Source organism: Bacteroides sp. AR29, from assembly GCF_900217715.1.
Taxonomy (GTDB): domain Bacteria; phylum Bacteroidota; class Bacteroidia; order Bacteroidales; family Bacteroidaceae; genus Bacteroides; species Bacteroides uniformis.
On the sequence record NZ_OBMS01000008.1, the window covers coordinates 1 to 15,086 of the forward strand.

Consider the following 15,086-nt stretch of genomic DNA (forward strand, 5'->3'; position numbering starts at 1 on the left):
TCTCCTTTTGGGAAAAAATCATGTAACAAATTGATTTATAAAGTTAATAACAAATAAAAAAGTATTCAGTTATTTGGAATACAACATAGAAGGAGTTTATTCGGAATAATGAATTTCCATACGACTCAAAAAATGTTCTATTTTTCCGGATTACAGACAAAACTGAGAATATCCACCAAGACACTGACTACTTCCATATTACATTAAATGTCCCGAAAACCGATATATTCTCCTGCCAAAAGACTATTTTTGCAACAAATATCCATAAGCATACCATGGCAGGCATCTATATTCATATACCTTTTTGCAAGACACGCTGTATCTATTGCGATTTCTATTCCACCACTCGCAGCGAATTGAAGCAGCAGTACATCCGTGCCTTGTGCACTGAACTGAAAACCCGCAAGGGTTATCTGAAGGAAGAACCGATAGAGACCATCTACTTTGGCGGAGGAACTCCCTCACAGCTCGCTCACGAAGATTTCGAGCAGATATTCCGGACTATCAAAGAGGTGTATGGAACAGAACATGCCGAAGAAATTACCCTCGAGGCCAATCCCGACGACCTGACGGAAGAATATGTGTCCATGCTGCGCACCCTCCCCTTCAACCGCATAAGCATGGGGATACAGACATTCGACGCCCCCACCCTGAAACTGTTGAACCGCCGGCACAATGCCGCGCAAGCCATCGCAGCCATACACCGCCTCCGCCAAGCCGGCTTCCGGAATATCAGCATCGACCTCATCTATGGACTACCGGATGAAACAGACCAACGGTGGGAACGCGACCTGCAACAAGCCGTCGGCCTTGATGTGGAGCATATCTCCGCTTATCATCTGACTTACGAAAAAGGTACCCGCATCTACGAAATGCTGCAGAGCCATCGTATCAGCGAAGTGGATGAAGAGAGTAGCGTGCGCTTCTTCTCGGCGCTCATGGACACCCTGGGAGCCGCGGGGTATGAGCATTACGAAATATCCAACTTCTGCAAGCCCGGCATGTACTCACGCCACAACACTGCTTACTGGAAAGGCATTCCGTATTTGGGCTGCGGCCCTTCAGCCCACTCCTTCAATGCGGAGACAAGGGAATGGAACACAGCTTCTCTGGAAGGATACATAAAGTCCATTGAAGAGGGACACCGTTCCTCCGAAACAGAAATTCTGGATAAAGTGACCCGTTACAATGAATACATTATGACTTCCCTGCGTACCATGTGGGGAATCTCCCTGACATATACGGAAGAAGCCTTCGGCACAGAGTTGTGCCAATATTGCACGAAAATGGCAGCCCCCTACCTCCAAAGCCACAAACTGGAGATGCAGGCAGACCGCCTGCGCCTGACCCGGGAAGGTATCTTTGTTTCGGACGGCATAATAAGCGACCTGATGTTCATTGATTAACAGCAAAACCGGGAGACTGCATGACCGAACAAGAAGTCAGACGCTACTTGCGCCAAATGAAGGAAGAAGACTCGGAACGGGCTTTTCACAGTTTCTACAATCTGTGCTACGACCGCTTGTTCCGTATTGCCTGCTATTTCGTGAAGCACGAAGAATGGGCGCAAGAAATTGTGCTCGACGTCTTCATGAAGCTTTGGGAACAACGCGCCCTGTTGCCGGAAGTGAACAACATAGAGGATTACTGCTTTATCCTTACCAAAAATGCCTCCCTCAATTACCTGGAAAAAGAGAACCGGCACCCTACACTCTCGTCCGAACAGCTTCCCGAAGTTTCCGGCCAGGCCGATTCCCCCGAAGACACTCTTATCAGCGAAGAACTGTTTGCCCGATATGTCAAGGCGCTCGACCGCCTGCCGGAGCGTTGCCGTGAAGTATTCATCCGCCTGCGCGAAGAGAAACAAAGCTATGCACAAGTGGCGGAGGAGCTGAACATCAGCACAAAGACAGTAGACGCGCAACTGCAAAAAGCACTCACAAGACTCAAGGAAGCATTGCTGACGGAGTGAACTCTGCTTCATCTTCCTTGCAAGAAGCCGCGTATGCATGTATGAGATGTACATCTCGAGCTGCATGAGATACACATCTCGCACAACATGAGATGCACATCTCGAGCACACCTTCCCTATTGATTGAAACAGAGAAACAAGGAAGTCATACGTAGGCAGGACGGACTTTCACGGACAAAGAGCTTTAGATTAACATTATTTCAGGATATAGGCATAGGGAATTCCTGAAAAGGAGCTGTCTTTACATGCAGAAAAGGAGTCATAGGCTCTTAATAAATTGCCAAAAATGAAAGTGAATAACGAGAATTTCGACAAGGTACTGAACAAACTGGTTGCTTCTACCCGTTCCCCACGAGGACGCTTTACGGCAGAGAACAGCTGGAGGCTGCTGGAAAGCCGTTTGCTAAAGCGCCGCAGCATGAAGCGGTTCTGGATGCGTACAGCCAGTGCCGCAGCCGTAGTCCTGCTCTGTGTAACGAGCTGGGCAGCCTATCAGTTCTTATACGTAGCACCACCACGGGAAGCCATTCCCACAGAAGCCATACATACTACCGAGGAAACCCAAGTAATTCATAGCGTACTGACATTCGATCAGCAACCCTTGCAGGAAATCGTCCGTCAACTTTCCGAAACGTTCCGTACCGATATACGTATCGAAGGAGACAGCCTGAAGAACTATCATATGACAGCTACCTTCCGCGAAGGGGAGAGTCTTACAGAAATCCTCGACCTACTGAAGGACGCCGGCAACTTTACCTATAAAAAAGAAAACAACACTATTATCCTTACTACTAAACTTAACTGACAATGACCAGCTCTACTATCTGTTCGCACCACCGCATCAGAACCGTACTTCTGATGTGTGTGGTTCTTTTAAGCGCCTCACTCCATGCACAGGCACAAAACAAGGAAACACGTATAAACCTGAATATCCGTAACGCAACTTTAGAGAGTTTCGTGAAGCAACTGGAAAATGCAACCGGATTCTCCTTCATCTATGGGGAAGAAGTAAAGCTCACGCACCGCATCACACTGGAGATGAAACAAAAGAACATCAGTGAGATATTGCAACGTGCCTTTGAAAACGAACCCATCACGTTCGAAATATCCGGAAAGCACATTCTACTCCATAAGCGGCCCGTGCCGCAGAAACCCGTTAGCCGTAAGTTCACCATCAGCGGATACGTGACCGACGGAGCGTCTTCCGAGACGCTGATTGGTGCCAATATCCTTGAGAGTCGTCGTTCCACAGGTACTGCCACCAATCCTTTCGGTTTCTATTCCCTCACCCTGCCGGAAGGGGAAACGGAACTGGTTTTCTCCTACCTGGGCTACGAAAGCCGGCATAGCCGGTTCGAACTGACGAAAGACACCTTACTCAACGTCAGGCTGGACAGCAATAACCAGCTGGCAGAGGTCGTGGTGCTCTCGGACAAGCGGGAGGCCGGCATAGAAAGCACAGCCATGGGAGCGCATGAGATACCGATGACACAAATCAGGCATACCCCGTCCATATTGGGAGAAGCCGACCTGCTGAAGACCATTCAGCTGATGCCGGGTGTGCAAGCCGGTATGGAAGGTTTTGCAGGCATGTATGTGCGAGGGGGAGGTCCCGACCAAAACCTGGTTATGCTGGACGGAATTCCTGTTTACAACGCAGACCACCTGCTGGGAGTATTCTCCATCTTTACGCCCGAAGCGGTAAAGAACACCACACTCTTCAAAAGTTCTTTTCCTGCCCGCTACGGCGGGCGTCTTTCGTCTATAGTAGATGTACGGACCAACGACGGGGACATGCATAAATACCACGGCGCATTCAGCATAGGCCTGCTGACGGACAAACTGCATATCGAAGGCCCTATCTGGAAAGAACGGACCTCCTTCAGTTTCAGCGCACGAGCCATCCCCACCCTATTCTTCAAAAATCTCATTGTAGACAAAGACGACACCTATTCCGACAAATACAACTACTATTTTTACGACGTCAATGCAAAGGTCAACCATAAGTTCAGCGACCGTAGCCGCATCTTCCTCAGTTTCTACAAGGGGAAAGACCACTATCATTATGACAGTTACTACCACGGTGACAATTACGACAACAGCATTAAGAATTATTCCAAGGACAACAGCCATCTGAATTGGGGAAACACCATCGCCTACGGCCGCTGGAACTATGTATTCAACAGCAAGCTGTTTTGCAACACCACCGTCTCATACAACAAATATGAGATGGGGCTGGACGGAAACATGGAAGATACCTATACTGTCGCCAATAAAGTACAAGACAGATACTATTACTCCTCCAAGTTCAACTCCGGTATCCGTGACTGGAGTGCGCGTATGGACTTTGACTACACCCCCATGCCGCAGCACCACATCAAGTTCGGTGCAGAGTACATCCACCATACGTTCCGTCCGGGAATAGCTACCTCGAAAATACAAGATATAGATAATGGCGCCCTCCAGGAAGATACGGTTTACAATACCAGCAACAGCCATGCCATGCGCGGACAAGAAATCTCCCTTTACGCCGAAGACAATTTCAATGTAAACGCCAGGTTCAGTCTGAATGCAGGTGTACGCACATCGCTGTTCCACACACAAGGGAAAAGCTACTATTCGCTGCAGCCCCGCCTTTCCGCCCGCTATGACCTCGGACAAGGATATTCTGCCAAAGCATCCTATACGTGCATGGCACAGTATGTGCATCTGCTGTCCTCTACTCCGCTGTCTATGCCTACCGACCTCTGGGTACCCATTACCAAAGACATCAGTCCGATGTATGCCAACCAGTTCTCCATAGGAGGCTACTATTCCGGACTGCCGGGTTGGGAGTTCTCCGTCGAGGGATATTATAAACAGATGAAACACATACTTGAATATCAAGACGGTGTATCCTTCTTCGGCACCTCTACCAACTGGGAAGAAAAAGTGGAAATGGGCGAAGGCCGCTCCTTCGGTCTGGAACTGATGGTACAGAAAACATTGGGCAAGACTACCGGCTGGCTGGCATATACCCTATCCAAGACCGATCACCGTTTTAAGAACGGTACCATCAACCAAGGCCGATGGTTCCCCTACAAATATGACCGCCGCCACAGCATCAGCCTCAATCTCAGCCATAAGTTCAGTGACCGCATTGATGCAGGAGCTTCCTGGATATTCAATACCGGTGGATGTATCACTATCCCCGAAAAGGCTACTATTATCGTCAGCCCCGATGGAGTCATCGAAGAGACCGGCTACATCTCCAGACGCAACAACTATCGCCTGCCTGCCAGCCATCGTTTGAACCTAGGTGTTAACTTCAACAAAAAAACCAAACATGGCATACGCACCTGGAATATCAGTATCTACAATGCATACAATGCCATGAATCCGAACATCGTTTACAGCAAATACAAGAAAAGCAGTTATCTATACCAACCGGATGGTAATGGAGGATTCATAGAACATAAAGAGGAAGGGAAAATCAGTATCAAAAAACTGACCATCCTGCCCTGCATCCCTTCAGTTACCTATACTTACAGATTTTAAACACATCAGCATATGAAGATCCAAATGAAATTACACCTATTATATATAGTAGCTATTGTCTTGTTGGCATCATGTGAAAATGAAATTCCTTACAATCCAGACAACCAACAACCGCTACTCATCATGAATGCCCAACTGGATGCAGGAAAAGACGTTAATGAAGTCTTTCTGCACTTGAGCAAGGGCAGCAGCATAGTACGTTTGAACGAAGCTACACTGACCTTGTTTATCAATAACCGCATTGCTGAAACTCCTCAAGCACTGACACCGGAGGAAATCTTCGGTCCACCGGAAAATTATCCGGAAGACGCCATCTTTGTATACGATGCTATCTTGTATAAGCTGTTTCGCCTCAACACCCCTTTGCATCCCGGCGACAACATACGCCTAGAAGCCACTGCCGAAAACGGAAAATACCATGCCAGTGCCGAAGTCACCGTGCCGCAACCGATAGAGAGCCTGCACGTGGACACTTGCTTGGCCTACCTGCGCGAGTACAGCGGACAAACCCTTTACCGCCAATACAAAATTACATTGCAAGACCGCCCCAACGAGAAGAACTACTACCGGCTGGACATTTGGAATGACCGTAGTTACTATTGCAAATGGAAAGAATACCTGGAAGATGAAAACGGCAGCCTCATCAAAGTGGAAGACGAGGACGGCTCTTGGCATTGGGCCTCCATACCCAGAGACACTACCATCCTTGCTCCCCGACAGAACGAAATCATCAACCGGGAAGATGTTATACTGACTGACGGCCACCCTGGCAACTATGATGATGAAGAAAATGAATTGTTTCCCACCATAAATAACAAATACAACATATTCAATGATAACACTTTCCGTGATTCGTATGCCACATTAAAAGTATATACCCCTCTCTACCAAGAATATTATCCGGTAGAGGGACACTACTACGACCATATATCCCGCAAACAAACCATCACCGTACGGCTGCTTAGTATCACTGAAGCCGAATACCGCTACCTGAAAGCCTTAAACTGCCTGGATGATGGGGATTACGACAATACTTTAATGGAACCTATCAGTCTGCCTTGCAACGTCATAGGTGGATTAGGCTTTGTGGGAGTCTGCTCTGAAAGCAGAGTAATCATAGAATTGCCCGAAACTGTTTGGCAATAACATTTTGACTAATAAAAATCCTTTTATCCATTACAATAAACTGAATTTCATTTAACCTACATTACATTCGTATTACAAAAAGCATCCAAATAAAGCATTTTCACACTACAAAATTGATTTAAGTCAAGAAATGAAGGTATAAACTACACTTTTTTACGTATTCATTTTTGTGTTATAAAACATATACCTATATTTGCATAGGTAAAAAGAAAAAGCTAAGCGCTTAGAGAGTTTTCAATAGGTATTAGATTGAGATTAGTTTTTAGGAATAACAATTAAAAAGTAGGTATTATGAAACGTTTAGGATTAACATTAGTGGCAGCAGTCTGCCTGACTGCTACAACATTTGCAGCAGGAAACCAACCTACAACTGCAAAATGGGAAGGTAACATCAACATAACAAAGTTGAGCAAGTATTTGAATCTGGATTCCAACCAGCATGAAGAAGTGGCAAACATCTGCGAATATTTTACAGAACAGATGGAACGCGCTACAAATTCCAAGAAGAATCAGGAGAAGTTACTCCGTAATGCAGTTTATGGTAATCTGAAGTTGATGAAAAAGACTCTGAATGAAAAGCAGTATGCTGATTATGCCAGAGTATTGAACGTCACACTGCAGAACAAAGGTATCGAAGTGAAATAAACTTCGCTTCTGATAAATACGAAAATAGTATTTGATAAATAAAAAGGCATTGGACTTTAGAGGTTCAATGCCTTTTCTTTACGTCAACGCCACCAAAACCTGCGGCGTCAACTCCCTAACCAAATAATTCTTATCACTTTACAAGCAGAATCTGTCTTGCAGCTCTTTCTTATACTTTCTGGAAACCAGCAGTTCCGTCACTTTGTCAAATGGTGGATAAAGCATGCATTTGCTATCCTTTATAATCATCAGATAATCAATATTGATAATATACGATTGATGTATCTGCACGAAACTGGATGAATATTGAGTAATCTGCTCAGCAGTCATTCCGCGACGCAACACCAACGGCGGCTGGTTGTTTAGTATCACCTCCCATTGTTTACGCTCGGAACAATAGCGAAAAAAGCCGATTTCAGCCGGACGCAACGCACGCATATCATTAGTTGGCGTAAATACGATAAATGTCTGTCCGGTATGCAACGGTGCACCAATGGGATATGACATTCTCTGCCCAGCCTCTGCCTGCTCTACAAAACGCGCAAGAATATCCCGCAACTCCTGCTCTTCAAAAGGTTTCAGCAGATAGTCGAACGCAGCCTCCCGGATAGCCTGAATCATGTACTTATCATAAGCCGTATAGAAAACAATCCGCATATTCCACGAAACACTGTCACGTATTTCCTGCAGTAATTCCATTCCAGTCATGTCCGGCAGTTCCACATCCAAGAACAACAAATCCGGCTGTACCTTGGCAATGAGTTTTTTCCCTTGTTTACCATTACGGGCAGTTCCTTTCAAAAAGAAGCGTGCATCCTTTCCCAATTCAAAACTCAGATTCTCAAGAGCCACCTCATCGTCGTCAACTATTGCAACCTTATATTTATCCATGTTCCTTTTATGTTTTTCTTCTCGCGAATATATACATAATCCTACTCCCATACAAAGCAATAGAAGGTCATTTACGGACTATTTGTCTGTAAATATGCCTATCCTTGCAAAAAATAAGATTAAACGGTTCTTTTAAATTCTGTAATCGTAGTTGTCAGGCAGCCAGAAAGTCACCTCACAGCCCATCTCACCACTCTGTAGAGAGACATTGTGCACCAAAACATCAATGGCCTCCTTGTTCTTATTGTTGAGAATCCGAATGGTCTGCATAATGACTTTCATTCCCGTCCCCGTGCCCCGGTTCCGACTGTCCGGACGATAACCGCCACCATTATCCGTTATCTTTATACAGATACCATTTCCCCGGCGGCAGACCGAAACCCAAAGATTACGTTCACCTTCCTTCTCGCGCAACGCATGCTTCACTGCATTTTCAACCGGAATTTGAATCATCATAGACAGAATCCTTATTTGCTCCGGCTGCACATCCTTTTCTATCTTCAGTTCCGAATGAAAATCCGGACCTAAAGAACGGCGTTCCAGATTAATATATGTTTTCACAAAATCCAGCTCCTCTGCCAAGGTTACACACAGTTGTTCCACCAATTCCAGATTGCGACGCATCAGTTTTACCAGCGACGAAAGCTCTTGCTTTTCTTCCACATTCCGCTCCACCATCTCCCGGTTCAGCACATTGAAGATAAAATGAGGGGACAAGCGGTTACGGATATTCTCCAGACGAAGTGTAGAGACTGTGCGATGATTCCGTGCAAGCAACAAAGCACGTTTCTTTTTGCTGTACAGATAAAGGAAAACCGCCGTCAATATAGATACAACAGCTACAGCAAACACGACAAACTGTGTCTGCCTCAGCACCAGCACCTTGTTTTTCTGCTCCTGAAGCAAAACCCGATGTGCTATCAAGGTAGAATCCTGCTGATAACGCAAAGTCAAGTCTGCCGTACGCATCCGGACACGCTCATTCCTGATAGAATCATCAAGCTGGTTGTTCCTCTGCAGATAGTGATAAGCCCTCTTGTAGTTGCCGGTTTCCTCGTAAAACTGCTGAAGGTATTTATTACGGATATGTACCATATCAGGGTCGATGCCCGGAGGGACTACACTCTCGGACAATAAACGACGTGCCTCTTGAAAGTCTTTCTGAAGCAGAGCCAATTCTATTTTCTGCGTATCGATATAATATAGTGCAGTACTCACCCCCATTCCCTCAAAAAAAAGTTGGCATTCATTTATATATTTAACAGCCAAATCAACCTTATTCAGTTGAAGATAACAGTCTCCTAAATTCAACCTCCCCAGATTAAGTTCAAAACTCATATCAGCATATCCTTCGACTAAATCAATAACCTTTTGGAAATATTTTATCGCTGTCTGGTAATCCTCCCTATAATAGTAAGAAGTCCCTCTATTATTCAAATAAATATATTTTTCATAAGGTAGCATACTGTCATAGCTTTCTCCTGCTAGATTATAATAGTAATCACACTGTTCAAAATCACGCATGGTAACATATACTTGTGCCAAACCATAATAAATGGGAGGTTTCTTGGTAGAAGCTATATGCAAAGAGTCGCACATCAACAAAGCTCTCCTATACCAAGCTGCCCCTATATCCAATTTTCCTAAACGGTTATTCGCATCTGCAAGATTCATCAAAATATCCGGCACCACTTCAATCCTAGTCCCTCTCATCCGTAATTCATAAGCCTTCCGGAAACAAATTTCAGCAGAATCCATATTCCCAACACGTGCAAAGATATTTCCCTTCATATTGAAACATTCAGACTCCAAATCTGCCATTTGAGAAGAACTATGCTGCCTTTCTATAAAGTCATGTATCTGCTGGATTACGATTTGTGCCGAATCAAGCTGTGAAGTAATCAAATATGTTTTCAGTGTCATTGCCAGATAATTATACTTGACCAAGCTATCCTTTGCCTCTTCCATCTTTTGAAAAGCCTTCAACCTTACCTTTCGGGGCACAATGGCCACAGAATCTCCATTTATATGGGAAAAATCCTCAAAAGCTCTCATTTCTGTGTATACGTCCTCTTTATCTCCGGGCGCACAAGCTCCTAGAAACACAAACCCTAATATCCAATAAATATAAAATCGAATTCGCTTATCCATCCTCTCTCCCATGTTTCTCGTAATTAGATTATTTATTCAATACATCTGCAAACTTAAAATATTTTTGCGAAATACCGTCAAGCATAAGGTGTATTTCTCAACCACAAAAGAGCATACGCTACCGCTTTATTAAAACGAAACAAAAAATCACATCATAGTACAATATTTAGCTACATAAACCATTGAAACAACATTTTAGTACATTTCAAACTTTTTCTCATTTTCTTATTTACATTTTTATTAATTACTTTGTGGATAAAGAATTGCGAATATACTCAATCAAACAAAATAATACAATCACACAAAGAAAGGCTATTTCCAAAAGAAAACAGTTCTTTTACATAATTTATAAGTTCTATGTTAGACAGTGGACAAATCATAGCAGATAGATACGAGCTACTCAAACAACTAGGAAGAGGAGGATTTTCTGAAGTTTGGCTGGCACAAGACAAACTTACGGATGTTAAGGTCGCCATAAAAATATATGCTCCAGGGATGGGGCTTGACGATGCGGGGATATCCCTTTTCACACAAGAGTTCTCCCTCGTATTTGATATGAATCATACCAATTTACTGCATCCTACTTATTATGACTGCTGGGAACGGATGCCATACCTGATTTTGCCTTTTTGCAAAAACGGTTCGGCCTTCCAATACCTTACTGACAACAACCGGATAACAGAAACGGAAAGCTGGCATTTGCTCCATGATGTTGCAGAGGGACTGGCTTATCTTCATGCAAAAACTCCCCCGGTTATCCATCAGGATATAAAACCCGATAATATTCTGATTAATGATGAGAATAGGTATATGATTACGGATTTCGGAATCAGCGCACGGATTAGAAGTACATTACGCAGGAACCAAGGCCAAGAATCCAGTGGAGGAACTTTGGCCTATATGGGACCAGAACGTTTTGGTCCATCTCCCGCCCCTATTATGGCTAGTGACATTTGGTCATTGGGAGCAACAATGTATGAGCTTCTAACCGGTATGCCGCCCTATGGCGATCATGGAGGCGTATTGCAAAAAAACGGTGCAGACATTCCACTTATCAACGAAGACTTTTCTCAAGAATTAAAGGATATCATTTACAAGTGCCTTGCCTTAAATCCATGGGACAGACCCACAGCCAGACAAATTGCAGACTACACTTCCCAACATATCAATGGAAGTCCCGTCCCCTTTAGTCTGTCAAACAACAGCCATGATACTTTGCAAGAGGAAGAGGACAAAACCCATGAGGATTCCATTAGCGCACACTCTTCTGACATAAATAAGATGTCACCCTATCAAGACAAAGGGAAACGCAAAAAAGTTATAGTCGTAGCAGCAATCACAGCTATATTCGCAACAATTGTCATCATCTTTTCGCTAATAAGCGGCAAAGAACCAGTAGTGGAATCCATACCGGAACCGACTCCAACGATTGATTACGACAAAATGTGTCTGTCAATCATTCAAGAAGGCGAAAACTCTAAAATACAAGGAGATGTTTTCCGATTTGACATTGACACTTTAAAGCAAAACAATGATTCCGTATTTGAGGATTTTTACATAAATGCCATTGGCAAATACCGCCAAATAAATTACTACAAAGATTCCATCTCCGCGAAAATATACTTAAATGCAACAGAACTGAAACAGCAAGTAGAGGCCATACTGGATTCTGCCTATCATGTTTTTAAAGAAAAGGCAAATATCATGAAAGACCTTGACCAAGCCGTAGCAGCCCAGGCTTTTGAAGACCGTGCAAAAAAAATAGAACCATATATAAACATAGACAACAATGAAAATGAATAAACTTATCAGACTGATTGTTTTAGCGTTCGCTCTCTCTATGCCAATAAGTATATGGGGGCAATGCGCCTCCATCTATCAAAAGGGAGAGACATACATGAAAAGAGGAAGATACAGAGACGCTATTAAAAGTTTTAAAGCAGCCATGAAATGCGACAGCAATCTGGAGCAAGCATGCAAAAATAAAATCAAAGAGTGTGAGGAAAAAATAAATCCCGCTCCCAAGCCAGCGCCTCCTGCCGAAATCACCAGACTTACCATAGACAGAAAAAGCCTGGAATTTGGGTGTGAGACAAAGACTGCAGAAAGTATAAAAATAGAAAGTCTTCCAGAACAATGGACTGCAATATCAGATGCAGACTGGTGTCAAGTGACTCCCGGTGAGAAGAAACTCTCCATAAGCTGCCAGACCAATTGGCTGACTACCGAACGTAAAGCCACCATTACAATCAGTAATGAAAAGATGAAAGCTACGGTCAGTGTTACCCAAGGTGGCCAAGAAGAATTCATTAATATCGCATTAGATAAATTGGAATTCGGCTCCAAAGGAGAAATTAAGGAACTGCAAGTAGACTCCAATGCCGAATGGGAAGTTGCAGATATTCCTGAATGGTGTGAAGCTATAGCAAAAGACCGTGGCAAACTCATTCTAAAAGTGGGAAAAACCAAGAAGGCCAGAGAAGGAACTCTCATAGTTAAAAGCAAAGGAGGAAAAATATCTTCAATTATTCTCTCCCAGAAAAAGGGAGGTCTATTCTAAATTCATGGTAAACCGACAATGGTGAGAAACTCTGATTTATACAAAGTAATTCCATTATTAAAGTAAAATCTTATGAGATGTATGAATTGCGGTTGGGACAACCATTCCAACACAACAGTATGCCTGAAATGCGGGCAACCTTTGCGAATGCCGGAGAATTATGCCAACAGTCAGGACATTTTTATTTCAAAAGAAGGTCATGGAGAAGCTATACCCAAACCGACAGTATTGAATGTCAGCTCTAATGAAGAAAAATGCAGAAAAACTGTGGTGTTTTCCACAACAAATGAAGAAGAGAATCATTCTACTGTTGTACAGCCAATTATAGAATGTCCCAATTGCAATTACCCGGTAGTAGGAGATTTCACAAGTTGCCCTTGCTGCGGAACTCCATTGAAAAGAGCAAACACATCAACAAACAATGAATACAAAACAATAAGAGTAGAAGAGGAAGTACCTTCCGTTTCTGAAGAGAAAATGCTCTGTCATGAATGTGGAAGTAAGATAGCAATAACCTGCTCTTTTTGCCCGAACTGCGGTGTCCGCGTACATCGGCCAACCATACGCCGACAAATAAAGAACATCACAGAGACAGAACCGGAAACCAAACCTCACTGTTCATTAACAATTATACCGGAAGAAGAAGAGAACATTCTTCCGAAAAGATTTGAATATGAAGGGAACTCCATCATCTTGAACCGGGAAAATACAGAAATGTCTAATCGTACAATCACCTCAAAGGAACAAGCTGAAATAGTTTTCGATGATGGTCATTGGTATCTGCTTGACCGAAGTATGCTCCAAACGACCTATATCCAGGTAAACAGAAAAATAGAAATCATACCGGATGATATCATTGTACTAGGCGACCGAAGATTCAAGTTTGAATGTGACTAAATATAACTCTTGTGAATAACCGGACTGTCGACAGATGTGATTATAATGTAGGGGAATATATCAATAACCGTTATAGGGTTTCCCAAACATTAGGCGAAGGTTCATTCGGTAAAGTATATCGGGTTACGGACAGCGCAAGCAAAGATTATGCGCTTAAACTACTGAGATTATGGGAAGTTCCTCCTGAAATACGTAAACCATTAATGAAACGTTTCGAGATGGAATTCAAAACTGGGCAAATTGATTGTGACTATTTAGTGCGTTCATTGGACTACGGTACAGTTGGAGGTAACCCTTATATTGTAATGGAATACTGTTCCGGAGGAGATTTAACACCTTATTTAGGTTCTGGAAGCAGTAAGATTCCTCTAATTTGCCAACAAATTCTAATAGGTTTACATGCTTTGCATACCAGAGGCAAGGTTCACCGTGACCTAAAGCCGGAGAATGTCCTTTTCAAGAGTAACGGAATTGCTGCGTTGACAGATTTCGGTATAGCAGGGGATAGAAACAAACGTATGACTGAACGCAATATTTTTGGTAAACCCAACCAAATCTTCGGGACTTATGCATATATGCCGCCAGAACAAGTGAACCGCATGCGAGGTGAGGCCACTGTCCTACCCACTACGGACATTTTTTCTTTTGGAGTATTAGCCTTTCAATTATTAACTGGCAGTTTGCCCTTTGGCGAATTGAGCAGTCATAATGAATTGGCACTATACCAGAAACGTGGGAAAAATGGAGATTGGAACCGGCAGAAATTGACACAGTTGAAACATAGAGAGCAGTGGCAGCAACTCTTTGCAGGATGTCTTAATCCAGATTTCAAAAAACGTTTCCAGTCTGTGCAAGAGGTATTGGAACACCTGCCAGCAATAAGCCAAGTCCCTATGGAAAGAGGATATTGTCCACCACAAACAGTCAATGGTTTCTGTATACGTATTATGCAAGGTGAAGAGTACGGAAAAATATATCAATTAAGTGAACTTATAAAATATGGCAATAGAATCCTTACTATCGGGAGAGAACGCGACAATCTGCTACATATAACAGAACAGCAAAGTGCCTATATATCACGCCATCATTGCACAATAGAAACAAATCCCGCCACTGATAAATGGATTATTCGGGACGGGCAATGGCAGAAGGAGTTAAAGTTGTGGCAGGAGTCCAGTAATGGGACTTATGTCAATTCCACCCAAGTCACCAAACAAGGGCATATACTGAAAATTGGAGATATCATCTCCATTGGGGATGTAAAAATGAGATTTGAAAACTATTAAT

Annotated in this window: 12 protein-coding genes; 10 read left to right on the forward strand and 2 right to left on the reverse strand. The window is 43.5% G+C overall.

The genetic code is table 11. From position 1 onward, the window contains the following. Positions 1-275 precede the first annotated feature (275 nt). The 6 genes from hemW to CSD97_RS06885 all read left to right on the forward strand — a co-directional run bounded on the left by hemW (position 276) and on the right by CSD97_RS06885 (position 7,300). Positions 276-1,406, forward strand: a complete 1,131-nt coding sequence (gene hemW / locus CSD97_RS06860) for a radical SAM family heme chaperone HemW (protein ID WP_057255807.1) — start codon at positions 276-278, stop codon at positions 1,404-1,406. A 20-nt stretch (positions 1,407-1,426) separates the two neighbouring features. Continuing rightward, positions 1,427-1,972 carry an RNA polymerase sigma-70 factor gene (locus tag CSD97_RS06865; protein ID WP_005833278.1) on the forward strand — a complete coding sequence of 182 codons (546 nt, stop codon included), beginning with the start codon at positions 1,427-1,429 and terminating at the stop codon, positions 1,970-1,972. A gap of 286 nt (positions 1,973-2,258) precedes the next feature. Then, positions 2,259-2,777: a DUF4974 domain-containing protein gene (locus CSD97_RS06870; RefSeq protein WP_005833280.1), complete on the forward strand. Its 519-nt coding sequence runs from the start codon at positions 2,259-2,261 to the stop codon at positions 2,775-2,777. A 2-nt stretch (positions 2,778-2,779) separates the two neighbouring features. After that, positions 2,780-5,509, forward strand: a complete 2,730-nt coding sequence (locus tag CSD97_RS06875; RefSeq protein ID WP_005833282.1) for a TonB-dependent receptor — start codon at positions 2,780-2,782, stop codon at positions 5,507-5,509. A 12-nt stretch (positions 5,510-5,521) separates the two neighbouring features. Next, on the forward strand, positions 5,522-6,655 hold the full coding sequence (locus CSD97_RS06880; RefSeq protein WP_005833284.1) for a DUF4249 domain-containing protein: 1,134 nt from the start codon (positions 5,522-5,524) through the stop codon (positions 6,653-6,655). A gap of 291 nt (positions 6,656-6,946) precedes the next feature. Then, positions 6,947-7,300 carry a hypothetical protein gene (locus CSD97_RS06885; protein WP_005830102.1) on the forward strand — a complete coding sequence of 118 codons (354 nt, stop codon included), beginning with the start codon at positions 6,947-6,949 and terminating at the stop codon, positions 7,298-7,300. Positions 7,301-7,438: 138 nt separating this feature from the next. Here CSD97_RS06885 and CSD97_RS06890 read toward each other — a convergent pair whose 3' ends face one another. Continuing rightward, positions 7,439-8,191: a LytTR family DNA-binding domain-containing protein gene (locus CSD97_RS06890; RefSeq protein ID WP_005833286.1), complete on the reverse strand. Its 753-nt coding sequence runs from the start codon at positions 8,189-8,191 to the stop codon at positions 7,439-7,441. Positions 8,192-8,323: 132 nt separating this feature from the next. Next, complete coding sequence (locus CSD97_RS06895) at positions 8,324-10,354, reverse strand: histidine kinase (protein WP_098032148.1); 2,031 nt, start codon at positions 10,352-10,354, stop codon at positions 8,324-8,326. A gap of 345 nt (positions 10,355-10,699) precedes the next feature. Here CSD97_RS06895 and CSD97_RS06900 point away from each other — a divergent pair, with 345 nt between their 5' ends. The 4 genes from CSD97_RS06900 to CSD97_RS06915 all read left to right on the forward strand — a co-directional run bounded on the left by CSD97_RS06900 (position 10,700) and on the right by CSD97_RS06915 (position 15,085). After that, the gene (locus CSD97_RS06900; RefSeq protein WP_057097586.1) at positions 10,700-12,145 is read left to right on the forward strand and encodes a serine/threonine-protein kinase; all 1,446 of its coding nucleotides are present in this window, start codon (positions 10,700-10,702) and stop codon (positions 12,143-12,145) included. Then, positions 12,132-12,902, forward strand: a complete 771-nt coding sequence (locus CSD97_RS06905; protein ID WP_005830094.1) for a BACON domain-containing carbohydrate-binding protein — start codon at positions 12,132-12,134, stop codon at positions 12,900-12,902. Before CSD97_RS06900 ends, CSD97_RS06905 begins: the two co-directional genes overlap by 14 nt. A gap of 72 nt (positions 12,903-12,974) precedes the next feature. Then, positions 12,975-13,799, forward strand: a complete 825-nt coding sequence (locus CSD97_RS06910; RefSeq protein ID WP_057097587.1) for a zinc ribbon domain-containing protein — start codon at positions 12,975-12,977, stop codon at positions 13,797-13,799. 11 nt (positions 13,800-13,810) lie between these two features. Further along, positions 13,811-15,085 carry an FHA domain-containing serine/threonine-protein kinase gene (locus tag CSD97_RS06915; protein ID WP_098032149.1) on the forward strand — a complete coding sequence of 425 codons (1,275 nt, stop codon included), beginning with the start codon at positions 13,811-13,813 and terminating at the stop codon, positions 15,083-15,085. The last annotated feature ends 1 nt before the right edge of the window (position 15,086 follow it).